26 protein-coding genes and 1 pseudogene are annotated in these 21,689 nt (G+C 56.1%); 19 read left to right on the forward strand and 8 right to left on the reverse strand.

Annotation, left to right across the window (positions count from 1 at the left end; all coding sequences use genetic code 11):
- Nucleotides 1-18: 18 nt before the first annotated feature.
- A complete protein-coding gene (locus tag ATU_RS24600; protein WP_010974401.1) occupies nt 19-1,179 on the forward strand; it encodes an iron-containing alcohol dehydrogenase in 1,161 nt (386 codons plus the stop codon).
- A gap of 45 nt (nt 1,180-1,224) precedes the next feature.
- Nucleotides 1,225-2,016, forward strand: a complete 792-nt coding sequence (gene attM, locus ATU_RS24605) for an AttM family quorum-quenching N-acyl homoserine lactonase (RefSeq protein ID WP_019565706.1) — start codon at nt 1,225-1,227, stop codon at nt 2,014-2,016.
- 334 nt (nt 2,017-2,350) lie between these two features.
- On the opposite strand, the gene ATU_RS24610 is transcribed toward attM, so the two are convergent.
- Complete coding sequence (locus ATU_RS24610; RefSeq protein WP_010974403.1) at nt 2,351-3,067, reverse strand: class I SAM-dependent methyltransferase; 717 nt, start codon at nt 3,065-3,067, stop codon at nt 2,351-2,353.
- 83 nt (nt 3,068-3,150) lie between these two features.
- Between ATU_RS24610 and ATU_RS24615 the strand changes: the two genes are divergently transcribed.
- The 3 genes from ATU_RS24615 to ATU_RS24625 all read left to right on the forward strand — a co-directional run bounded on the left by ATU_RS24615 (nt 3,151) and on the right by ATU_RS24625 (nt 6,309).
- Nucleotides 3,151-3,915: an AraC family transcriptional regulator gene (locus ATU_RS24615; protein ID WP_010974404.1), complete on the forward strand. Its 765-nt coding sequence runs from the start codon at nt 3,151-3,153 to the stop codon at nt 3,913-3,915.
- Between the two features lie 875 nt (nt 3,916-4,790).
- Nucleotides 4,791-5,423, forward strand: coding sequence for a CatB-related O-acetyltransferase (locus ATU_RS24620; RefSeq protein ID WP_019565710.1), 633 nt, complete (start codon nt 4,791-4,793; stop codon nt 5,421-5,423).
- Nucleotides 5,424-5,553: 130 nt separating this feature from the next.
- Nucleotides 5,554-6,309: an alpha/beta hydrolase family protein gene (locus ATU_RS24625; RefSeq protein WP_003517297.1), complete on the forward strand. Its 756-nt coding sequence runs from the start codon at nt 5,554-5,556 to the stop codon at nt 6,307-6,309.
- A gap of 69 nt (nt 6,310-6,378) precedes the next feature.
- Here ATU_RS24625 and ATU_RS24630 read toward each other — a convergent pair whose 3' ends face one another.
- On the reverse strand, nt 6,379-6,807 hold the full coding sequence (locus ATU_RS24630; protein ID WP_026330850.1) for a GNAT family N-acetyltransferase: 429 nt from the start codon (nt 6,805-6,807) through the stop codon (nt 6,379-6,381).
- Between the two features lie 328 nt (nt 6,808-7,135).
- Between ATU_RS24630 and ATU_RS24635 the strand changes: the two genes are divergently transcribed.
- A complete protein-coding gene (locus tag ATU_RS24635) occupies nt 7,136-7,720 on the forward strand; it encodes an MgtC/SapB family protein (RefSeq protein ID WP_010974409.1) in 585 nt (194 codons plus the stop codon).
- An 83-nt stretch (nt 7,721-7,803) separates the two neighbouring features.
- Here the strand turns inward: ATU_RS24635 and ATU_RS24640 are convergent, their stop codons facing one another.
- The 3 genes from ATU_RS24640 to ATU_RS24650 all read right to left on the reverse strand — a co-directional run bounded on the left by ATU_RS24640 (nt 7,804) and on the right by ATU_RS24650 (nt 9,683).
- A complete protein-coding gene (locus ATU_RS24640; protein WP_010974410.1) occupies nt 7,804-8,208 on the reverse strand; it encodes an OsmC family protein in 405 nt (134 codons plus the stop codon).
- A 220-nt stretch (nt 8,209-8,428) separates the two neighbouring features.
- The gene (locus ATU_RS24645; protein WP_010974411.1) at nt 8,429-8,971 is read right to left on the reverse strand and encodes a GNAT family N-acetyltransferase; all 543 of its coding nucleotides are present in this window, start codon (nt 8,969-8,971) and stop codon (nt 8,429-8,431) included.
- Between the two features lie 76 nt (nt 8,972-9,047).
- Entirely contained in the window at nt 9,048-9,683 is a 636-nt protein-coding gene (locus ATU_RS24650) for a glutathione binding-like protein (RefSeq protein ID WP_003517288.1), read from the reverse strand.
- A 142-nt stretch (nt 9,684-9,825) separates the two neighbouring features.
- Between ATU_RS24650 and ATU_RS24655 the strand changes: the two genes are divergently transcribed.
- The 4 genes and pseudogenes from ATU_RS24655 to ATU_RS24670 all read left to right on the forward strand — a co-directional run bounded on the left by ATU_RS24655 (nt 9,826) and on the right by ATU_RS24670 (nt 12,646).
- Entirely contained in the window at nt 9,826-10,149 is a 324-nt protein-coding gene (locus ATU_RS24655; RefSeq protein ID WP_003517287.1) for a winged helix-turn-helix transcriptional regulator, read from the forward strand.
- A 626-nt stretch (nt 10,150-10,775) separates the two neighbouring features.
- Nucleotides 10,776-11,288 (forward strand): annotated as a pseudogene (locus ATU_RS24660) (GNAT family N-acetyltransferase).
- Nucleotides 11,289-11,410: 122 nt separating this feature from the next.
- Nucleotides 11,411-11,845 carry a MarR family winged helix-turn-helix transcriptional regulator gene (locus tag ATU_RS24665; RefSeq protein WP_010974414.1) on the forward strand — a complete coding sequence of 145 codons (435 nt, stop codon included), beginning with the start codon at nt 11,411-11,413 and terminating at the stop codon, nt 11,843-11,845.
- A 54-nt stretch (nt 11,846-11,899) separates the two neighbouring features.
- Nucleotides 11,900-12,646 carry an SDR family oxidoreductase gene (locus tag ATU_RS24670; RefSeq protein ID WP_010974415.1) on the forward strand — a complete coding sequence of 249 codons (747 nt, stop codon included), beginning with the start codon at nt 11,900-11,902 and terminating at the stop codon, nt 12,644-12,646.
- A 220-nt stretch (nt 12,647-12,866) separates the two neighbouring features.
- On the opposite strand, the gene ATU_RS24675 is transcribed toward ATU_RS24670, so the two are convergent.
- The 3 genes from ATU_RS24675 to ATU_RS24685 all read right to left on the reverse strand — a co-directional run bounded on the left by ATU_RS24675 (nt 12,867) and on the right by ATU_RS24685 (nt 15,181).
- The gene (locus tag ATU_RS24675) at nt 12,867-13,196 is read right to left on the reverse strand and encodes a hypothetical protein (protein ID WP_010974416.1); all 330 of its coding nucleotides are present in this window, start codon (nt 13,194-13,196) and stop codon (nt 12,867-12,869) included.
- A gap of 857 nt (nt 13,197-14,053) precedes the next feature.
- Nucleotides 14,054-14,458, reverse strand: coding sequence for a host attachment family protein (locus ATU_RS24680; protein ID WP_010974418.1), 405 nt, complete (start codon nt 14,456-14,458; stop codon nt 14,054-14,056).
- 360 nt (nt 14,459-14,818) lie between these two features.
- Nucleotides 14,819-15,181: a transcriptional regulator gene (locus ATU_RS24685; protein ID WP_010974419.1), complete on the reverse strand. Its 363-nt coding sequence runs from the start codon at nt 15,179-15,181 to the stop codon at nt 14,819-14,821.
- Between the two features lie 93 nt (nt 15,182-15,274).
- Here ATU_RS24685 and ATU_RS26810 point away from each other — a divergent pair, with 93 nt between their 5' ends.
- The 9 genes from ATU_RS26810 to ATU_RS24725 are packed head-to-tail and all read left to right on the forward strand — an operon-like array spanning nt 15,275 to nt 21,687.
- Nucleotides 15,275-15,814: a hypothetical protein gene (locus ATU_RS26810; RefSeq protein ID WP_010974420.1), complete on the forward strand. Its 540-nt coding sequence runs from the start codon at nt 15,275-15,277 to the stop codon at nt 15,812-15,814.
- 2 nt (nt 15,815-15,816) lie between these two features.
- Nucleotides 15,817-16,503 carry a type IV secretion protein AvhB1 gene (locus ATU_RS24690; RefSeq protein WP_010974421.1) on the forward strand — a complete coding sequence of 229 codons (687 nt, stop codon included), beginning with the start codon at nt 15,817-15,819 and terminating at the stop codon, nt 16,501-16,503.
- Nucleotides 16,500-16,799: a TrbC/VirB2 family protein gene (locus ATU_RS24695; protein ID WP_010974422.1), complete on the forward strand. Its 300-nt coding sequence runs from the start codon at nt 16,500-16,502 to the stop codon at nt 16,797-16,799. Before ATU_RS24690 ends, ATU_RS24695 begins: the two co-directional genes overlap by 4 nt.
- 2 nt (nt 16,800-16,801) lie before the next feature.
- Complete coding sequence (locus tag ATU_RS24700; protein ID WP_010974423.1) at nt 16,802-17,143, forward strand: VirB3 family type IV secretion system protein; 342 nt, start codon at nt 16,802-16,804, stop codon at nt 17,141-17,143.
- Nucleotides 17,136-19,517 (forward strand): VirB4 family type IV secretion/conjugal transfer ATPase, encoded by a 2,382-nt coding sequence (locus ATU_RS24705; protein WP_035257085.1) that lies wholly within the window; start codon nt 17,136-17,138, stop codon nt 19,515-19,517. Before ATU_RS24700 ends, ATU_RS24705 begins: the two co-directional genes overlap by 8 nt.
- Nucleotides 19,517-20,215, forward strand: a complete 699-nt coding sequence (gene virB5, locus ATU_RS24710; protein WP_010974425.1) for a P-type DNA transfer protein VirB5 — start codon at nt 19,517-19,519, stop codon at nt 20,213-20,215. The genes ATU_RS24705 and virB5 overlap by 1 nt, the downstream gene beginning before the upstream one ends.
- Complete coding sequence (locus ATU_RS24715) at nt 20,212-20,445, forward strand: EexN family lipoprotein (RefSeq protein ID WP_003517253.1); 234 nt, start codon at nt 20,212-20,214, stop codon at nt 20,443-20,445. Before virB5 ends, ATU_RS24715 begins: the two co-directional genes overlap by 4 nt.
- 4 nt (nt 20,446-20,449) lie before the next feature.
- Entirely contained in the window at nt 20,450-21,385 is a 936-nt protein-coding gene (locus ATU_RS24720) for a TrbL/VirB6 family protein (RefSeq protein WP_010974426.1), read from the forward strand.
- A gap of 35 nt (nt 21,386-21,420) precedes the next feature.
- Entirely contained in the window at nt 21,421-21,687 is a 267-nt protein-coding gene (locus ATU_RS24725) for a hypothetical protein (RefSeq protein ID WP_010974427.1), read from the forward strand.
- Nucleotides 21,688-21,689: the final 2 nt, after the last annotated feature.

The raw sequence follows: 21,689 nt of genomic DNA on the forward strand, positions 1-21,689 counted from the left end.
TCACGCTGGGAGGATCAGATGACCATCAACCCTTTCGAATTCCGCACCGTTCCCTCCATGCAGGTTGCCTGGGGTGGCGCCCATCGCCTCGGAGAGATTCTTTCCGGCAGGTTTCAGGCGCGCAAGGCGCTGCTGATTACCGATGCAGGTCTCATCAAGGCCGGCCTCATCAAGCCGATTGCTGACGCCCTTGCGGCCAGCGGCTTTAACGTCACGATCTTCGACAAGGTCGTTGCTGATCCGCCAGAGCACATCGTTGCCGACTGCGTCGAGTCCGCAAGGCAGATCGGCGTCGATATCGTTATTGGTCTTGGCGGGGGCTCATCGCTCGACATCGCCAAGCTCGTGGCTGTCCTTCTGGTTTCCGACCAGACGCTTGCCGACATGTACGGGATCGGAAACGTTAAGGGATCACGCCTGCCGCTCGTGCTGGTGCCGACCACGGCCGGTACCGGTTCGGAAGTCACAAACATCTCCATCATCACCACGGGAGAAACCACCAAGATGGGGGTCGTTTCTCCGCAGCTTTACGCTGATTTCGTTCTTCTGGATGCTGAACTGACGGTGGGACTGCCGCAGGTCCATACGGCTGCCACCGGTATCGATGCCATGGTGCATGCCATCGAGGCTTACACCAGCAAACACAAGAAGAACCCGCTATCAGATGCTCTGGCGCGCGAGGCACTGCGGCTGCTCGGTGCAAACCTGATCGCCGCCTGCAGGAACGGGGCCGACCGGAAAGCCCGTGAAGGCATGCTTTTGGGTGCGACATTGGCAGGTCAGGCTTTCGCCAACTCACCGGTGGCCGCCGTCCACGCGCTCGCTTATCCGCTGGGCGGCCATTATCACGTGCCACACGGGCTTTCCAATGCCCTGATGCTGGGGCCGGTTTTACGCTTTAACGCGAAGGCTGCAGCGTCGCTTTATGCGGAGCTTGCCGACGTGCTGGGTGTTCCGGGTGAAGGGGATGCGGCAACCCGTTCGGATGCGTTCGTTCAGCATATGGAAACGCTGATGGACGAAAGCGGCGCGCCGCGGCGTCTGCGCGATGTCGGCGTGACGGACAACACGCTCGCCATGCTTGCGTCCGACGCAATGAAACAGAGCCGTCTGTTGGTCAATAATCCGGTCGAAGTCCGCGAAGAGGATGCGCTTGCGCTCTACCGCGAGGCGTTCTGACCCATTTCTTACAGCGATATCTTCAGTTCCAAGGGAGGAAAACGAGTGACCGATATCAGACTTTACATGCTTCAGTCGGGTACGCTGAAATGCAAGGTACACAACATTAAGATGAACCAGGGGAACGGTGCAGACTATGAGATCCCCGTTCCGTTTTTCCTGATTACCCATCCGGCCGGGCACACCGTGATCGACGGCGGCAACGCGATTGAAGTTGCAACAGATCCGCGTGGCCATTGGGGCGGCATCTGCGATGTCTATTGGCCAGTACTGGACAAGGACCAGGGCTGCGTTGACCAGATCAAGGCGCTTGGTTTCGATCCGGCCGATGTCAAATATGTTGTGCAGTCGCACCTGCATCTCGATCATACCGGCGCCATCGGTCGCTTCCCCAACGCAACCCACATCGTGCAGCGCTCTGAATATGAATATGCCTTTACGCCCGACTGGTTTGCTGGCGGCGGCTATATCCGCAAGGACTTCGACAAGCCGGGTCTGAAGTGGCAGTTCCTCAACGGTGCGCAGGACGATTATTACGATGTTTACGGCGACGGCACGCTCACCACGATCTTCACGCCCGGTCATGCGCCCGGCCACCAGTCCTTCCTGGTGCGCCTGCCAAACAGCAAACCGCTTCTCCTGACGATCGATGCTGCCTACACACTGGACCACTGGGAAGAGAAGGCTTTGCCTGGCTTCCTTGCCTCGACCGTTGACACGGTCCGTTCTGTTCAGAAGCTCCGCACCTATGCCGAAAAGCATGATGCGACAGTCGTCACCGGCCATGACCCTGACGCCTGGGCGAACTTCAAGAAGGCTCCCGAATTTTACGCGTAAATAGAACGCGCAAGTCAACGGCCAGATACGGCGAGGTTGCATGCAATCTCGCCGATTTTTATCATATGAGCCAAGGGCACCGAGCCGAGCGGGACCGTGTATTTCGGCGCATCGACCTTTTCCGGATATACGGCTTCGTTCAGGTCGCTCTTGTTGTCGCTTCAAGGCCTGAAAGCTATCCTCTAGCTGCGCGAGTGTGCTCATACGACGTTTTTCGCCCCGGCGTTACGTAGAGCCATCGGGGTTCGGGCTGACAATTAGCCAATACCGGATGGCTTAGAGTAAACTTGTCTCTTTGATCCAAACTGTCTGCAAATCGAGCAGATTATGGCGCTCACTTAGCGTTCCCCACGTGTCGGGCCAGCCATGCTCCCCAAAACAGGCCTGCAAAAAACCGAAGCGGTTCGTTGAAACCAACGCCTTCCAGCAATGAAATGACCTCGTCTTCCGATCGGGGTGGCTCCGCACCCTGCAGAATCTTGCCCATTTTGGCCTGGACCTCTTCTGGCCCGGCGCCGTTCATACGCCAGCGTGCTGCCCATGCTGCCATGAGCAGGGGCTGCGACGCATACGCCCGATAATTCCCCGCCACAATCAGGGGCGCGTCAGGATACAGCCGCATTGCAATCTGCGCCAGAACATCCTGCTTTGCGGCGTTCCCTGGCAAATGGTGCAGCACGCCGATCATGATTGCGGCGTCAAACGATGGAGCTCTATCCAGATCGGAGACCGTTCCGAGGACGGTCTCCACCCGGTCAGACACTTCGGCCCTGACCAGATGATCGCGTGCAAGGTTGAGCATCGGTGCTGAAGGATCGACGGCGACAAAGGACCATTGCGGTTCCAGCCGAGCGGCGGCGATGATTTCGCCCGCCGTACCGCCGGCCCCGACAACCAGAACCCGTGCCGCCGTTCCTTCGCCCAGAGCTGCCGACAGCATGCAGGCGGAAAGCTCGTGGCAGGCGTCATATCCGGCCAGCGCTATCCTACTCTGTCGTGCGTATTCCCCTGCGCGGGAGGCGTCAAATTTAGCTGCAAAATCCTGTGTCATGCTGTCTCTTGTCTGTTTAGACGTGCTGGCGTGCTTCGCTCAAGGAGGATACAAGATTTGCGATCAGGAAAGGGAGGAAATACATGACTGAAAGTTCAGATTCCGGGCGAAAACATGATCGGTTGACGGCTTTCCTGAAAGCCTTTCATCTTGGCGCATCACGTTGCGATTGTGCTGAAGCCGCTAACCTCCTGATCATCAATGTCCATGGCGCAGGTGAACCGACCCATCTGCTTTATCGCGCCAGATCCACGGCGTCGCTGCCGGATGGCGCAGCTATATGCGCTGGCGCCACAGTGGATTTTGGCGGTAGTGCCAATCCGTTGGTCGGTGCACTGCCAGACGAATTGTGCCTTTCACTGGCCAACGAACCGGAATTGCGCGGTTTGTGTCAACTGATGGTGGCCGAGGTCGAGGTCGCCCGCTGTGGTGGCGGTACTATCGAGGCGCGTCTATGCGAGATCATCGTCGTGCTTGCGATCCGCAAGGCAATAGCGATCGGCACGGTCGATGCGGGATTACTGGCGGGTCTGGCGCACCCCGGACTGCATCCCAGCCTTGTGGCCATACATGACAATCCGGCGCGAAATTGGCGGATTGCGGACCTTGCCGCCATAGCGGATATGTCGCGCGGACAATTCATTTCCACCTTCACGCAAACCGTTGCCCAGTCGCCTATCGCCTACCTCAATGGCTGGCGCCTGGCGCTTGGACGAGCAGAACTGCGCGCCGGACGAAGTGTCAAATCGGTCGCCACCGGGGTCGGCTTCGGCAGCGCCGCCGCATTTTCCCGCGCCTATTCCCGCAAGTTCGGCTCACCGCCGGCCCAGAGCAAACCACGACCATGAGGCAGAGGATATTAATTCCCGACAGTGCTCCAGCCCTCTCGGCCAATATTGAGGCCACTTTCCAGGGCACGACCGCCGATGCTCGTGTCGAGTGGCACGATCTGGGAGAGAGTTTCCCAGAGGAACGTCCGATTTGGCGACCGTCATGTTTCTCACACGAGATCTTGGGGAAGCTGCGAGCGAGGTATAAGGACGGAGCGCAAGGCAAGCTTTTGGATTAGTTGCTCGCGGCGGCTTTTGGGCGTTGGCGTTCTGGCGCCAAACGGCCAGAATGGGATCGGGTCTGGCAAGCTGGCAAAGCGGCTTCAATCGGTCGTTCGGCCCGCATTAAGTTCACGGAAGCTTCCGTTCGCTAAACCAGCCGATCCTCACAGACGCATCGGTTCACCTTTGAATGCGAGCTAACTAATGGCGTCGACGAGGCGACCCATCGGTTCCTCTTCAGGCGCGCGATCGACTTGCGCGAGAACGCGGAAATGGCAACGCTGCTCTATTGCATGCGTCGCTACCTTTACAGCTAAGGCCCCCCGCGATGATTGCTTCCGGGAAGTCAGCCCGCATAGTGAACGGCGATAATGGGGTCGGCTCCGGCCAGTCGGCAAAGCGCCTTCGTGTCGGTCACAGAGGCCATCATGGGACGCGCCTGAAAGCAGGCAACGCTTCGCAACGGCGTAACACGTCACCTGTGCGCCAGAAGCGGTCATTGGCGCACAAACACTCGCCAAGCCATTATAAAAACCATTCATGGCAGCGATAAAGGCGGCACGGTGGCTTCCGTGGCTTGGAAGGGATATCGTCATTCCGATCACGTCAATCTAGCCTACTCAACGCGCCCGACCTCGTGTAGCGTCGGAATGGGCAGTAAAAGGTTCACCATGTCGCTCCTCGATCCTGACGCAATCCATCCTATCACCCTGCCTGACGGCAGGGTTTATTCGGACACGGTGTATCTAAAGAACGTCGTCGACCATCCTCGTATCGAGGTCGGCGAATACAGCTACTTCACGCATTCTGGAACCCCAGAAGAGACAGCCCAGATACTTGCCCCTTATCTCGGTCACACATGTCGCGAGCGGCTGCTGATCGGCAAATTTGTACAGATTGCTAAGGGTTGCTACTTCATAACCAGCTCGGCCAATCATCCCATGACTGGTTTCACAACATATCCATTTCGAATCTTCAAGCCCGAGACGTTTGGCTACAAGGAACTGCCGGTCAAAGACACGGTCGTCGGTCATGACGTTTGGATCGGCCACAACGCGGCTATCATGCCTGGTGTGCGCATTGGCGCGGGTGCTATCGTGGCCGCAGCCTCGGTCGTTGCTCGCGATATCCCGCCTTACGCCGTGGTTGGCGGCAATCCCGCTACCGTGATTAGAATGCGTTATCCCGCTGAGGTGATAGATGTCCTGCTTCATATTGCTTGGTGGGACTGGCCAATCGAGAAGATTGAAGCTAATTTAGCATCTCTGAGTAATGGTGACCTTGACGCTCTCAAAATCGCCTAGCGCCGGGCTCGCCATCTCGTAATGTTCGCAATCGGCCCAAGGCTGTCATGTCGCAGAAGCGCCATTTGGGGACCTTGACGGTAGGACATCCCGCCGTATCCTCACCCGCAGTTGCAACGGGGTGACCGCCATGGCTGAGGTAACAGAACACACCATAGATCGGGGCGATGGCGCTCGTGTTCAGCTATTCCAGGCGCGTGCTTCGGATCGACGAAACGGAGCGATACTGTTCGTTCACGGTAATCAGGGAGGACTTCTTTTAGGTGGACAGGAAGCGGTCGAAGATGGATCCCTCGTCCGGTTCTCCTCGCGCCTCGGCATAACGGCGGCCGCCGTATCGCAGCCTGGTTTCGGCACATCGGACGGACCAGCGGATTTCTGCGGACCGTCGACACAGAAAGCGATTGTCGCGGCGTTGGATTTCCTCAAGCGGCAGCCATCGGTCGATCCAGAGCGTATCGTACTTTATGGCAACAGCCGTGGGGCTGTCGCCTCTGCCATGGTGGCAACCAAGGTGGCCGATCTCAAAGCGATCATACTGACTGGAGGCGTCTATGACTTGAGAGACGCCTACAAGACAAGTGCACGAGGCCTGCAAGAGGCTATCCGAAACGAAGCAGGTATCTCAGACGAGGCCTTCCTGGATAGATCCGCACTCTATCATGCTCATAGCATCCGATCAGAAACCCTACTTCTCCACGGCAAATATGATGATCGTGCATCGGTCGATCAGGCTGAACGATTTTCCGAGGCTCTTGCAAGGTCGGGGGTCCCTGTACGTTTTCACGCGCTTGATGGCGGTCATCGGCTTCCCCGCGATCAGGTCACTCCCATTCTCCGCGATTTCCTTACCCGAGTGTTCGCACCGATGGCGACTATTCATTGATGATCGTCCGCTTAGGGCCGACTGCCGTCTTCCGCTTTGCGCCAATTGCGGCCGTCTTGCAAGCTCGTTTCAAGGTTCAGCCGAAGTAACCCGATATGCCATTCCCAGCGATCGCGGAGCAGTTTCTTTGAAGCCAAATTTTTCGTAGAGTTTGTTCGCCGGAACGTCGGCGATCAGACTGACATAGGCCGAGACGGGCAGCTTTCGCGAGACATACGACATGATTGTCTGCATGATGGTTTTCCCCAGTCCTCGTCCCTGATGGTCGGGATGAACAGCGATGTCGACAACCTGGAAAAAGCAGCCTCCATCGCCGATCAATCGCCCCATCCCGATTGCCGCGCCTCGATGCATGACAACGACCGAGTAAACCGTACCCGTTAGCCCTAACCGGGCAGCCTCTGGCGAAAACGCACTTAGCCCGGCGACAGAACGAAGATGCAGGTACTCTTCTACTGTCGGCAAACGGGACGCGGTGCTGTATTGCGATTGTTCCATCTTATCGGACGCTTTCCAAATTGAACCCATAAAGTAGCGATTATTTGCCACTCCAAACAGGGTCAGTTGTCAATGGACGTTCAGGACCGAGCTCGACTTCCTCTCCGGGCCGAAGGTCGTCTTCCGCTTCGCGCCTGCATTCCAGTCACAGACACCGTGTTTGCCCGTACCTAAATGCAGACATGGCTTTACATCCCGGTGCTTGCTGCTTGCGCTCGCACGAGCAATCGCTCCGCTGGACGGTTGGGGGAAGGCATCCCGCGGCAATTGACGGTGCGAGCGGCTGTTATTCCCCCTATCGGCACAAAAGTTACCCTCACGGGTGACGATGGCGGCAGTGAAGTTGCCAACGCAGCGTTTGTATGGCACCTCGTTTACATGCCAAATTTGCGAACGAAATAAGGATGCGACCGTGGGAGACGAAGTTTGGGGGACGTTAGTCAAAGAATTCTCTGATGTTCCAGACGCGTCGGCCATAACTCGCATCACTGTGCGCCTTGTGATCGCGGCGGTACTCGGTGGGGTTCTCGGGTTCGAACGCGAGAGCAAGGGCAGAAGTGCTGGCTTGCGGACTCACATGTTGGTTGCCGTAGGTGCTGCACTTTTCGTTTTAGGTCCACTGCAGAGCGGCATGCAGATCGGCGATCTGTCACGGGTACTGCAGGGTGTCGTTCAAGGAATAGGCTTCCTCGGCGCGGGTGCTATCATAATCCGCTCGGCGCAGCGGGAGGTAGAAGGGCTCACCACAGCGGCCAGTATCTGGGCGACAGCCGCGATTGGTGTAATGGCCGGCCTGGGAATGGAGGTAACGGCCGTCTTATCGACCGCGATCGTCTTGGTCATTCTCGCAGCGGTGCCTCACATCTTGCCCACGCCATCCGAGACGGACTCAAAGTCTATTGGGGACGATTGACCGTAGGACGACAGCGAAGATGTTTCGGCCTCAACTCAATCTGTAGCAGGTACCGCGAAAAGGCTGAAAAGCGCCAAAAACGGTCATGCGACCTGTATTATCGTCGGGATCCCGCGATTGAGGGAGTTGGCGACTGTGCACACCGACCACGCATGATCGATCAAGGCTTTCGGATCGGAGCCGTCCGATGTCTCGCACTTTACAGATAGCACGGCTTTGGTGGCGACCAGCGGTACACCCTCTAGGTCAAGTGTCGCTGTTACGGCAATTTGTTCGATTTTCACGCCACGTTCATGGGCGACATAGCGTAGGTCATTACAGTAGCAGCCTCCTATTGCTAGAGCGAGCATTTGGCCGCCATTGAAACCGAGACCCAATCCCCCGGCCTTGCCTTCCGGCCGATCGATGACCACCGTATGGCCGCCAGCCCAACCCATCGCTGCCTCAGTGCCGGCGACGTTCCGCAACTCGATGACCGACCGCACCATCACATAACTCCGTCCATGTCTGAGCTTTGCAAGTTCGTGGCAAACGTTGGCGTGGTCAACTGTGTTTTCGAGCCTGTTCTTTAAAAGATGAGGTTTGAGGCCGCTCGGGGCGGCGGCCAATTTGGCGAGAGTGCACCAGAAGCGGCCGTTCCGGCAACAGAGAGTCCAACTTATGGCTGGGTGCCGTTGAGTTAAGGAATGCCCGCAATTTCGGGAAATGCTACACTTCTGATGTCCACCATGTCGAAGCTAATGAAAGGTTGGCTTGGCTCAATAACGCAGTTTTGGCGGCATCCCGTTGAGCGCCAACTACCACAACTTGTGCGAACCCCCGCCGATTTAGCTCCGATTTTGCGCGCTGTAACAATGCTGCACCCGCATCGTGCCAACGATCTTTAGCAGCAACGCAGAAGTCATCGATCAAAGCGGTCGCCCCACCCGGATCGTATACTTGCGGAGTTGGAAACTCTCGCGCGATAAGAAAACCGACGATCAGTGTGTTCTCAACGGCGACAAGAGACACGTTGTGCTCATCAGAGAACAGTTTTTCAAACCATGAAAGAGTCGAAGCAGCTGAGTTAGCGGCTTTCTTCCAAAAGCGCGGCTCGTAGTTCTCGTATTCTTTGCGTCTTGCTTCGACAAGCTCCACGCACCGGAGCGCATCCTCTTTCGAGGCATTCCTAATTTGCATCTGGCTAACCTTGTGGCTGCATTCATCTGCGATGGCAGCCAGTACAGTGTGGCAAAACACCTCTGTCAACATCTGCTATGGGCCAACGGCCGACTTGGCGCGGAAGCGCCAATTGCGGACATATAGCGTGCTGGAAAGAATGATGAACTCAGCTCAGCGATAAGCCTTCTTCAAGTATGGACTGCTTCACCGCATCCCGTTCTTTTACGCGTTCATACCAGCCTCTGAGGTTGAGAAGATCGTCGAAATGGATATCTGCACCATAGTATGACTTCAGCCATGACGCTTGTCCCCAGCTTGTGAGAGCGAACAGATATGCATCGGCGACCGTGAAATTCTCGCCCATCAAAAAACGCTGCGATGCCAGCAAATTGTCGATCCATGCGTAGCGCTTTTCCAGCTTCGGCGTTGCTGTTTCGAGATATGCACCCGCCTGTTTCGCATAAAGAAGTGGAATGAAGCCCTTGTGGATTTCGGTCGATAGGAAACTCAGCATCTCCTGCAGCTTGTAACGCTCGAAAGTGCCGTTGGCGGGAGCGAGGCCGGATTGAGGCTTCAGATCGGCCATGTATTGGACGATGGCTGGCCCCTCGAAAAGCATCGCGCCGTTCCCCACGTCCAGGGCCGGAATGTAGCCATTGGGATTGATGTCGTAATAATCTTGGCCCCCTTCAGTCTTATGATCTTTGAAGTTCACCCTGACAAATTCGATATCCAACTCCAGTTCGTTGGCAACGATGTGTGGTGAGAGCGAGCAAGCGGCGGGCATGTAGTAGAGTTTCATTAATCGTCTCCTGGATTTCAGTACCTCGCGGCATGTTGCATGAGGACCAAAATCCACTTAGTTGACGCGGTAGAGAAATGTAAGAACGCAAAATAATGTCATCTAGGTACATAAATTATACCGGTTTTCAGGAGGTGCGAATTTGAAGGACACCGTCACCGGTTGTTCCGTTGAGCTCGCAATGCATCTGCTGGGCGGAAGATGGCGTTTGCTAATCGCATCCTATCTCATCGATGGTCCAAAACGGTTCAACGAACTCAGGAGGCTCATACCGGGCATTTCTCAAAGGATGCTGAGCCTAGACCTCCGTGCATTGGAGGACGCCAGCTTGATTGCCAGAACCGTTTACCCAACAGTTCCCGTAAAGGTGGAGTATGCGCTCACCGAAGAAGGACGCCGTCTGGGTAAAGTTGTCGCAGTCGTTCAGGAATTCGGGCTTTGGCTGAAAGATAGGAATGCAAGCTGACCTGATGTCCGCTTCGGGCGGGGAACTGCCCTAATGCAAAGCACCAAGTGCGGTCGGGAATCTATCGGACGCGGGGAACTACCGGATTTTCAAGAAAGCCACGCCGGAAGGCTCTTGCAACAACCACGCCCAGTCCAAATCCCGATATCAATCTTGCTAGCAAAAGATCAGGCAATGAATAGGACGCCAGCCAATGAAAGATTCCAAATGCCAAGAACGATGTTGCGACAAGGCTAAGCTGGCCGTCTGTTGCTGGCCGACGAAAAGCCACAGAATGAAACCCAGCGACGCCCCCAACCAAGCATGGCAAAAACTGACCGAGAGTTATCGTTGGCTTCGCCGTAAGCGTGTCCAGATGGCAAAAGATGAACGCTAACAATCCGGTGCCAAGTAACTGCAACAATACGGCTCCAACCAGGCGTGTTCTGACGGAATATTTGGGTTTTGAGTAGCGAAAATATGTGACCAAGACGCCCTCCTTTGACGTGGTCGCGTTCGATGGGCCGCGACCGCCTTAAAATTCGTACAACCTCAACTAGAGTTGAGGTCAAGGGGCAATGGCACAAGAGTCAACCTTTTGGCAGAGTGTCCGACGGGCGAGATGAGAGGTTTGCGTGCCAACTATTATGAGGACTAACCGACTGCTTCTTAGGGAAGTCGAGAAACAAGACCTAGACGCGTTGAGCAAGATTTACGCCGACCATGAATGCATGAAATTCTATCCAAGCACCAAGTCGTCATCGGAAATCCGGACTTGGTTTCAGGAGCTTTCATTCGACAGCTACCTCAAGCACGGCTTCGGCCTTTGGGCAGTAGTTGACCCTTCTTCTGGACAGGTCATCGGCGACTGTGGGATTACTCTCCAAGAGACCCCTGAAGGCACCGAACCGGAAATTGGGTATCATCTGTGGCGTGGCTTCTAGGGGAACGGCTTTGCTACTGAGGCTGCGACAGCTTGTCGGGGCCATGCGCTGAACACCCTTGGCCTGGGCAGGGTGGTCAGCATAATAAGCCCCGAAAATATACCGTCGCAGAAAGTCGCGGAAAAAGTCCATGACCGAATGGAGGTCTACCAAAAACGGCTCCAGAGCAGCGGGCGCATCGTAAATCGATACCTGTATATTAGCCAAGCTCAATGACCACTACGGGCCAACTGCGGTCTTCCGCTTCGCGCCAAAAGCGGTCATCGCATAAATTCAAGGAATGCCTGTTCTAAGGTATATGGCTTACGTCCTCCGAGCAGAAATGCTTAATTCCAGGAATGACAGAACCTACGCCCGAACAAATCGAAAAACTCGCTACCGCCTTTGAGCGCTTTACCCGTCGTTTCAAGGTCGCGGAGGCAGCGGCAGTCATGCAAAACTCGCTCAACCCCCTCGACATTCAGGCGCTTCTTTTCATTGATGAGCATCCCGAGTGTAATCTGGGGGATGTAGCCCGGCATCTTCAGGTCGCGCTGACGACAATGTCGTCTTCGGCCGACCGGCTGGTCCGTCGGGAGATGATTGAACGGCAGCGGCCAGAGGCAAACCGCAGGTCGGTGGCTCTGACAATCACGGACAAGGGGCAGCAAGTGGTCGCAGGCTATATCGATGGATATCGAGCCTCCTGCAAAGCGATGCTGCGGGCGCTTGATACCGTTGACCAAACCGAATTTCTGAGGATTACCCAACAGATCGCAAAATACGAAGGTTGAATATTACGAATATCGTAGTATGTCTCTGACATCGAAATGATCAGGGACGTCATCATGACCCACACACCGCCCACTGCACTCGTCACAGGAGCAAACAAGGGTATTGGCCTCGCCATCGCACGGCAGCTTGGCGCAGCCGGACACACGGTCTGGCTGGGGTGCCGAGATATGTCACGGGGTGAGATGGCAGCTTTCGAACTGAGAGAAAACGGGGTTGACGCCCGTGCAGTGCAACTCGATGTTACGGACGATGCGAGCGCGTCCAGTGCCGCCAAAACTATCGAGAGTGAAGTCGGGCATCTCGACGTTTTGGTCAACAACGCCGGGCTCATGTTTGGTTCGCCTCCCTCTCTTGCCGAGGAGTCAATTGACGAGATTCAGCAAATGTTCAACACCAACGTTTTCGGGGTGATGCGCGTCACTCAAGCCTTCTTGCCGTTGTTGCGCAAATCGAAGGCGGCCCGGATCGTAATGATGAGCAGCGGCCTCAGTTCGTTGACGGATGCCTTGGACATGCGGAGCGAAACATGGACGGTCGGTTTTGGCGGATACTGCGCCTCAAAGACTGCACTGAACATGTTGACCGTCAAGCTTGCGAAGGAGCTTGATCGGGAAGGGATCAAAGTGAATGCGGTAGACCCCGGCCTGACATCGACTGATATGACAGGCAACGGACCGGGGCACTCACCTGAAGATGGCGCACGCCCCGCATTCGCTCTAGCAACGACGCACGCATATGGACCGACAGCAGGGTTCTACGCTTGCGCTCCATCAGGCGAACTTGTGCAAAAGAGTTGGTGAGACGCATTCAGCGATTATGGGATGCGGGCCGACCGGTTCCGCATCTCAATGTCTCCTTCGGGCCGACAGGAGACGCTCTGCCGCAAGAAGGGTTGCCGTCGGCTTTTCCGTCATCCCCGTTGCTCGGTTTCTTGCTATTCTTCGCTGAGTGTGTGTTGAACCTTACATCCTGCGCTCGGTACTCTTCAGTGAGCTTGAGAGCCCGGAAACGCGACTGGCCTCACGCTGCTGCAAGACATGCCGGGATTCGGCCAGTATCTCGCGATACCTTTGGATCTTGGTCGTTTTCATCCTGAATAAGTCGTCGACTGATACCGTTGCCTGCTGCACCGGAAAAGCCATTTCGTTTTCCAGAAGGTCGAGCAAAAGGTTTCGCATCACTGCGTTTTTCTCGAAGTTTCGCGAGCTCAATAGCCTTCCCACTCGACTCAAATTTCCGTGCGATAGCTTTGTCAATATCGTGTTCGACAAGCAGAATCTTGGTGGTATAATACCGGCAAGCAAAGAATGCTGTGACGAGCGCGCATAACGCGATGACAATGTAGATCATTTCGACCTCCAGGTTATCCTAAAAGTCGATATTCGGAAGTCGGATTTCAATACGCGATTCACTCGGCAAACCAAAATGGCTCCGCTTTGATGAGGAACCGGGCCGTAACCGTATCAAGTTCATCGCGATTGAAACGGTGATTGTCAGACGCTTCAATCTTACATACTTTGGCGTCTTGTTACCTTAACAGGTACTTCGCCTTTCTCACGGGGTATGCGAGAGGCTCACCATTTTCCAAGATGAAACCCATACGGTACATGCATCTGCGCATTTCGGGAGAGCCATATGCACCTCCATAAATACCGACGGGGTGGTATGATGGGTAAGATTCAAAACTGCATCTGTCGAGTGCTGAACGATAGGCGATCTCACGTACGTAGTCACCCGTCACCGGAACCGTACCGTAAAGATGCCATTGAGTACGTGCTTCCGCGACTGCTGCCGTGAAGGTAACGCCCAGAATCACGCTTAGAGCCGCTTGAGTTTCATGACACGCCTCCAAATGAACAATTATGACGAGCAACGGAGATTTCGTCCGGTTATTCCCTCGCTCAGACGCAGTTGCGCAATTGTGGTCTCTTCGCCCCCACGGTCGGAGTACATGCCACTTTCTTTTCCCCTTTGGGTCAACTTCGGGAGTGACGTCAGCTTTGGGCCTCCGTACCGGCTATTCAGATCAGTCCCGCCATCTCCTGAAATAAGACGTAAGCAAAAAGTCGTGGCGTCGTTCTTGTCAGGGACAGTCTAGCAAAATTTGGCAACACTACATTGTTGCCGATTCTCTACATTTCCAACGAGCGCCAAGCAAAAACCCCGCCGGGGATGGCGGGGCCGATAACGCCGTTTAGATGCAGGATTTAAGCGACAGCGAGTGCTTTCTCGATATCCTGTACAGAATGGCCAGTCAGATCTTTATCCAGTTCTCCAATAAGAACTTCCGACAACGACTTATGGTAGCCCTTGCGCATCTCACCCAGTGTGCGCGGTGCCGCGATAATCACCAGACTTTTAATCTTGCCCTCAAGCACCTGCTTGTTCAGCATATCCGTAACACCTGCACCAAACCCGTCTTCGTCTTGCTGGCTATCGTCGGGATTAGCCGAGCTACGGGAATGTCGGGCGCCGGAAGAGATCTTCGAGCTGTCGATCGCCGGATCTGGCAACGCTGTCAGATTGACAGTCGCCGCATCTCCGTCGTTCCGAAAAAGGCTAAGCTTTTCGCCATCGGCAACGGCAACGACCGTGTTCTGCGGAAGGTTCATGTTGATCTCCTTGGTGAGCAGCTCGAGCCCAGATGACCGACCCTGCTTGTTTCTGTCAGAGAATAACCTCGCTACAGACCATCCGTTCCGCAGTCGGCCCGACAAAAATCCAGCCTTGGCGTATCGCCTTGATCAGTCATCCCAGTCAAATGCTTGATGGCCTTCCTCTAGCCATCGCTGCGGCAGAGGTCAGTCGAGGCTGCTGTACCAAGCACAGACCCTTGGAACAAACTCGGCAGTAAGCATCCGCAGCGAGAAACTTCCGCGACAATGCTGGTGAGCGGTACGGCATGGACATGCCGACCCTGTAATCTGAAACGGCGTCCACATTGAATACTGTATAAAATATAATTGGTAAAATCAGGCATTTCCGGTCGCTGTGGTACCCCCAAGCGCGGCAAAAACCTGCGGGGAAAACTCAAACTGTCGAGCCGTTCCTCGTCCCATTGAGTTTCTTCCCAGCGTTTCCGTAAGGATGCCCCGCCGGACCAAGAGTTCAATGGTTTCGATCACCCCACCACGCGTCATTCCGGTAATATCAATTACATTTGAGAGTGTTAGTTTCTGATGCGCCTGGTGCATCAGATAGAGAATATTCATCATGCCGATCTGCTTGATGCGAGACTGCGCCGATTCACCATCGATCGGCTTCTCCAGGATTTCACGCACCGCAAAAACGGACAAGGCCTGACTCTGCCATCTTTCACTTAAATTGCTTGCCATCGTTTTAACTATCTATTATTTGCATAGTGAAATAATTGTGCTGAGTCGCCGTGCAGTTGAGGCGGACATTTAGGAAGACGGAGAGTAGGTGGCATGAAGGGCCTTTTCTTTCGAATGATCATAGCAGCGTCAGGGTCCATTTCACTCTATACCATTTCGGAGCGAAGCGCTCGTGCCGACGAATGGGGGTGCCAGGTTATCCTGTGCTTATCCAATCCCGGCGGTCCGACCCAGTATGGCGAATGCAAGCCGCCCGTCGAGAAGCTTTGGAGGTGGTTGGCAAAAGGGCGTCCGTTTCCAACTTGCGCGGGCGTGGGTTTTCAGACCTCTCGCCCTCTTTACGAACCATATTACTGCAACGCCGGCTACCGCTTATCTGCTGGCTACGGTCCTAGGGGACGTGACGCGACGTGCATTTCCACGTCGCTGCAGGCCGTGAGCGATAGCTTTTGCCGGCGAGATCGAGACGGTGGCGATCCGAACAAAGGCTCTGTCACGTCGCCGAGGTGGCAAAGGGTAAACGGGCGATACCAATGCCTGGCCAATACCGTCGCCCGACCCCTGGTCCGCGAGAAACCTCGATACGTCGACTTGACGATTGAGGGCGTCGCCACGCAGAGGGTGTGGTTCTGAACATGCCCGTTGTCTTCTCAGATTTTTGCCAGACCTTCGAGCCATTCCTTGCGTCGGACGCCGTTCCGGGTGTTGCGGGCTTCAAAAGCCAATTGTCTCCGCTCGACATCAGGAGCGACAGCAGTGCGCCGCTCGGGCGGCCTGAGACCAAGCCAGAGGTGATCAAAGTTGCCACATCCTTTCCGGTGGAACGCCGCGAGATGCACATTGGTGTTGAAGGGATCGGGCCGCAAGAACTGCGCAGATTGAACCCCTCGATACCGGAAGCCATCGAACTCCGCCTTGACCAGACGTCTACAGGAACGCAACTCGACGCCTGTTTTCGTGTCGCGGTGAAGGTGGAGGCGCACCCTGCCTCGGGCGAGCAGGTGCCGCAATCCCGCCGCGGACGTGACGATCCGTCGGTCGGGGGCGTGGTCAACTATGGCGATCAGGTTCGCCGCGAAATCGAACGGCTCGGACCGACAGTGGCTCGATTTACAATCGGCGACACGGGAAAAGGGTTGCAGACAAACGTGTCGGCGAATTCTTCCCAAGCAGACGTTGTTGCCGAAGTGGTGGCGGAAAACACTCCGGGGGAAGCACACGCGATCTCGGCGGCGTCCGCGTGGGACGTCTTCAAGACCCGAAGCCGTTCATCCGTCCTGGTGTTTCAAGACAATCAATTGGAATTGGAGCAGAGTGAATGATAATCAGTTCCCGGATCAGACCCGTCGTCGCTTCGTCCGTCATGGCCGTCGCCATTATAGTGACGATGGTTGAGCCCGCCTTCGCGCAATCCGCCGGCATCGAGACCGTCCTGCAGAACATCGTTGACATGCTGACGGGAAACATTGCGAAGCTTCTCGCTGTGATTGCGGTCATCGTCATCTGCATCGCCTGGATGTTTGGTTACATGGACCTGAGGCGAGCGGGCTTCTGGATCATCGGAATTGGCGGCATCTTTGGCGCCACCGAACTCGTCAACACCATCGTCGGAGCCTGAAGATGGTAGGCGGACAAACGGTTTTCGAAGAAGACACACTCTTCGTCGCGTGCACGCGTCCCGCGATGATTGCCGGTGTTACGATGGAGGCGATGGGCTTCAACATCATGGTCACGACGATCCTATACATCATCGCCGGATCTATCGCCTACGCGTTCGTCGGCATCGTTTTCCATCTCATCTTCAAAGCGCTCGTCAAGCACGATCACAACATGTTCCGCATCCTGCTCGCCTGGGTCGAGACACGCGGCCGCTCGCGCAACGGTGCCTATTGGGGCGGGGCAACACTTTCCCCCCTGAGACTGACACGCCGCTTCGACGAAAGGGATATTGGAATTGCCTGACATCGCCACCCTTAGATCACGCGAACTCACGCCAGAGGCTTTTATCCCTTACGTGCGGCACATCGACGAGACGACAATCGCGCTCGAGTCCCGGACACTCATGGTCATGGTCGCGCTCGCAGGCGTATCTTTCGAAACTGCTGATCTGCTCGACATCAACGCGCTCCATCGCGATCTCAACACGCTCTATCGAAATATAGCCGATGAGCGGCTCGCGATCTGGACCCATCTCATTCGGCGCAGGGATAGTGACTATCCGGGCGGAACGTTTGCAACGCCATTCTCCGCCTCGCTCAACGAGAAATACCGGGAACGCATGGCACGCGAACACCTTTTCCGCAACGATCTCTATCTGACCGTCCTTTGGTCGCCAGCGCGTAGCCCTGCGGACAAGGCGGGGAAGCTGCTGTCGTACCTTCGACGGTCAAAACGACTCGATACGGAGCTGGATGAAGAGGCTCTGAAAGAGCTTAAGGATAAAGTCGTCATTGTAATGGCGGGCTTGAGGAGCTTTGAGCCACGGCTCCTTTCTCTTTATGAACAGGAAGGCATGCTCTTCTCTGAACCGAGCGAGGTGCTGCACCAGCTCGTCGGCGGGAGGCGTGAGCGCGTGCCGCTTACCGAAGGTCGCGTCGCGTCGGCAATTTACTCTGATCGCGTCATCATAGGTCGGGAAACGATCGAGATCCGGCATGAGGCAGAAAGCCGCTTCGCCGGCATGCTGAGCTTCAAGGAATATCCAGCCCGTACCAGGACAGGCATGCTGGACGGAGTTCTAAACAGTCCGTTTGAACTCATTCTCTCACAGTCGTTCTGCTTTGTGTCGAAGGCGGACGCTCGCGTCATCATGGGGCGTAAGCAAAACCAGTTGGTGAGCAGCGGCGACAAGGCGGCTTCGCAGATCGATGAACTTGACGATGCGATGGACGACCTGGAGTCCAACCGCTTCGTGCTCGGTGAGCATCACCTGACACTCTCCGTCTTTGCGACCACTTTAAAGGAATTAACCGACAATCTGGCAAAGGTTCGCGCCAGCCTGACCAATGGCGGGGCTGTCGTTGCGCGCGAGGATCTTGGTCTCGAAGCGGCATGGTGGGCGCAACTTCCGGGCAATTTTCGTTACCGCGCGCGCTCAGGCGCGATCAGCTCGAAGAATTTCGCAGCATTGTCACCGTTCCATTCCTATCCGATCGGACAGAAGGACGGCAATGAGTGGGGACCCGCCGTCGCCCTGCTCAAGACCGCTTCAGGCTCGCCCTACTACTTCAATCTCCATTATGGCGATCTGGGCAACACCTTCATGTGCGGTCCGTCGGGAGCGGGCAAAACCGTGATTGTCAATTTCATGCTGTCACAGCTCGAGAAACACGACCCGCACGTGGTGTTCTTCGACAAGGATCGCGGCGCGGACCTTTATGTTCGCGCCGCCGGAGGCACCTACCTGCCGCTGAAGAACGGGGTCCCCACCGGCTGCGCTCCCTTAAAGGCCCTCAACCTGACGCCGGAGAACAAGGTGTTCCTGGCGCGCTGGATCGGCAAGCTTGTGGGTTCAGGGGCGCGGGAACTGACTGTCACCGAACTTCGCGACATCTCCGGCGCGATCGACGGCCTTGCCGACCTGCCCGCTGAGCGACGGACAATAGGGGCGCTGCGGGCTTTCCTCAACAATACGGATCCGGAAGGTATCGCGGCGAGGCTCCGCCGGTGGGAAGAGGGAGGGCCGCTCGGCTGGGTCTTCGACAATGTCATCGAAGATATCGGATTTGGCGATTTCGGCGGATCAGGGAAGTTCATCGGCTACGACATGACCGACTTCCTCGACAACGAGGAAATTCGCATACCGCTGATGGCCTATCTCTTCCATCGCGTCGAGCAGGTGATCGATGGCCGCCGGATCATCATCGTCATCGACGAATTCTGGAAGGCGCTACAGGACGAGGGGTTCCGCGATCTTGCGCAAAACAAGCTGAAGACCATCCGCAAACAAAATGGGTTGATGCTGTTTGCCACGCAAAGCCCGCGCGACGCGCTGAACTCGCCAATCGCGCACACGATCATCGAGCAATGCCCGACACAGATCTTCCTGCCCAACTCGCGCGGCAACCATGCCGACTATGTCGATGGATTCAAGCTCACCGAGCGCGAATACGAATTGATAGCGCGCGAGCTTTCCGTTGAAAGCCGGAGGTTCGTGTTGAAGCAAGGACACAACAGCGTCGTTGCCGAGCTCGATCTCAACGGCTTCGATGACGAGCTCGCCATCCTCTCCGGCCGGACCGCCAATGTCGAACTTCTCGACGCGATCCGCGCGGAGGTTGGAGACGACGTCGAGAACTGGCTTCCCATTTTCCAACAGCGAAGGAGTGCTAGCTGATGACTTCCTATCGACTTCATGGCGTACTGCTCAGCGCGGTGCTTATGCTTGCTGCTGAAGGCGTGTCAGGGCAGGGGATTCCTGTCAACGATCAGGCTGCGATTGCCAAGCAGATCGAGAGCATCGCTCAGCTCAAGTCGCAACTCGACGCGCTCAATGAGCAGATCGGCCAGGCTCGGCAGCTTTATGGCTCGCTCAACAAGCTGACCGATATGGCGGATGTCGCCGAGGTTCTCAACGATCCGGCGATCCGCAAGGCGCTTCCCTTTGACTTCGCTGCCATCGAGGGATTGCTCAAAGGCAACGGCACCGGCGTGTTCGGTGATTCCGCCTCAAGGTTTCTGGAAGGTAACTCGACCTACCGCACTGACGCCGATGATTTCTACGCTCGGGAATTGTCACGGCTTCAGAACAAGAATGCCGGGCAAATGAGCGTTGGTGAGCAAATCTACGATGCCGGGACCAAGCGCATCGACGGGATTGATCAGCTGCGGGGAAAGATTTCCACGGCTGGCGACGCCAAAGAGATTGCCGACCTGCAGGCTCGGCTACAGGTCGAACAGGCATTTCTTCAGACCGACGTCCTGCGGATGGAGGGGCTGAGGATGGTGCAGGAGGCGCAGAACCAGGTCGACGAACAGCGCAAGGCGGAGGACTGGCGCCAACGGATGGACAATATGAAGGCGGCGCTGCAGTGAAGTGCACCCTCATCGTCCTTTCCCTGGTGCTCTTGTCGGCTTGTTCGCAAGAGGCGGAGCGAACTCATACGGTGGACGAGTTCGTCGCCGACACCGAATTGCTGTCCCGTACGATTACCGAGTGCCGCAACAACCCGGGTGCATTGCGCCAGACGCCCAATTGCCAGAACGCGGAAGCGGCCGAGGTTAAGCTCCGGCTCCAGAACATGCGCAAGGCATTGGGAGGCTGACCAAATGTACCAGGTGTTTGAGTTTATCGACGGTCAGTTCAAGCGGCCGTTGGAGATTTTCGTCTCGGATGGGACGTCGAACATAGCAGAATGGGTCGCTGGTCCGTTGACGGTGGCAGTGACCCTCTACGTCGTCCTCTACGGCTATCTCATCCTTCGGGGCTCGGTCCAGGAACCTATCCTTGACTTCGCCTTCCGCGCGATGAAGCTCGCGATCATAGTGATGCTGGTGAAGAACGCGGGCGAATATCAGACCTATGTCACAAACATCTTCTTCGATGTTTTGCCACGCGAGATCGCTCAGGCGCTGAATGCAGGTACGGCGCCGAGTGCCAGCACCTTTGACAGTCTGCTCGACAAGGGCCAGGCCTCTGCGACCGATATCTGGACCAGGGCTTCCTGGCCGATTGACATCGTCACAGGTGTGGGCGGCATCATGGTGATCGGCGTCAGCTTTCTGGTGGCGGGGATCGGTTATGTTGTTTCCCTTTATGCACGGTTGGCGCTGGCGATCGTCCTGGCGATCGGGCCGATTTTCATTGCGCTTGCCATGTTTCAATCGACGCGCCGTTTTACCGAGTCCTGGATCGGGCAGCTCGCAAACTTCGTGATCCTTCAGGTCCTTGTCGTTGCCGTCGGTTCGCTTTTGATCTCCTGCCTCGACTCGACCTTCACCGCAATCGACAGCTACAGCGACGTCCTTATGCGCCCTATTGCTTTTTGTGCCATCGGGATAGCTGCCCTGTACATATTCTACCAGCTACCTGGCATTGCATCGGCGCTGGCGTCTGGCGGCGCCTCGCTGGTCTATGGTTACACGACCGCACGCGATGCGCATGAAGGCATGCTGGCCAGAGCAGCCTCCCACACCGGCCGGATGATCGGTCGCGGTGCTCGGTTTGCCCGCCGCGCCTTCGGATCAAGAAATGCCGGCGTATGACACCCAATCCAGAACATTAGATAAAGGCCTGCTGAATGATTAAGCCTGCCCTGTTGATCATCTTTTCAGCCACGCTTGTCGGCTGCGCTTCGATGACCTACCCATTGCCGAACTGCGACGGCTATTCGCGCCGCCCATTGAACCGCCCGATGTGGGACTGGGAGGGCGGCAGCAAGCTGCAACAGCAGCAATCCAACACGAGTTCGTCCACGTCCCTCACACCTTTCGTAAAAGAGGCCAGCGAGACTTCCGCTTTTGCGCATCTGGACATCGACGGTTCCTATCGCCGCTGTGAGGGATGAAA

It is taken from the genome of Agrobacterium fabrum str. C58, assembly GCF_000092025.1.
Lineage (GTDB): Bacteria > Pseudomonadota > Alphaproteobacteria > Rhizobiales > Rhizobiaceae > Agrobacterium > Agrobacterium fabrum.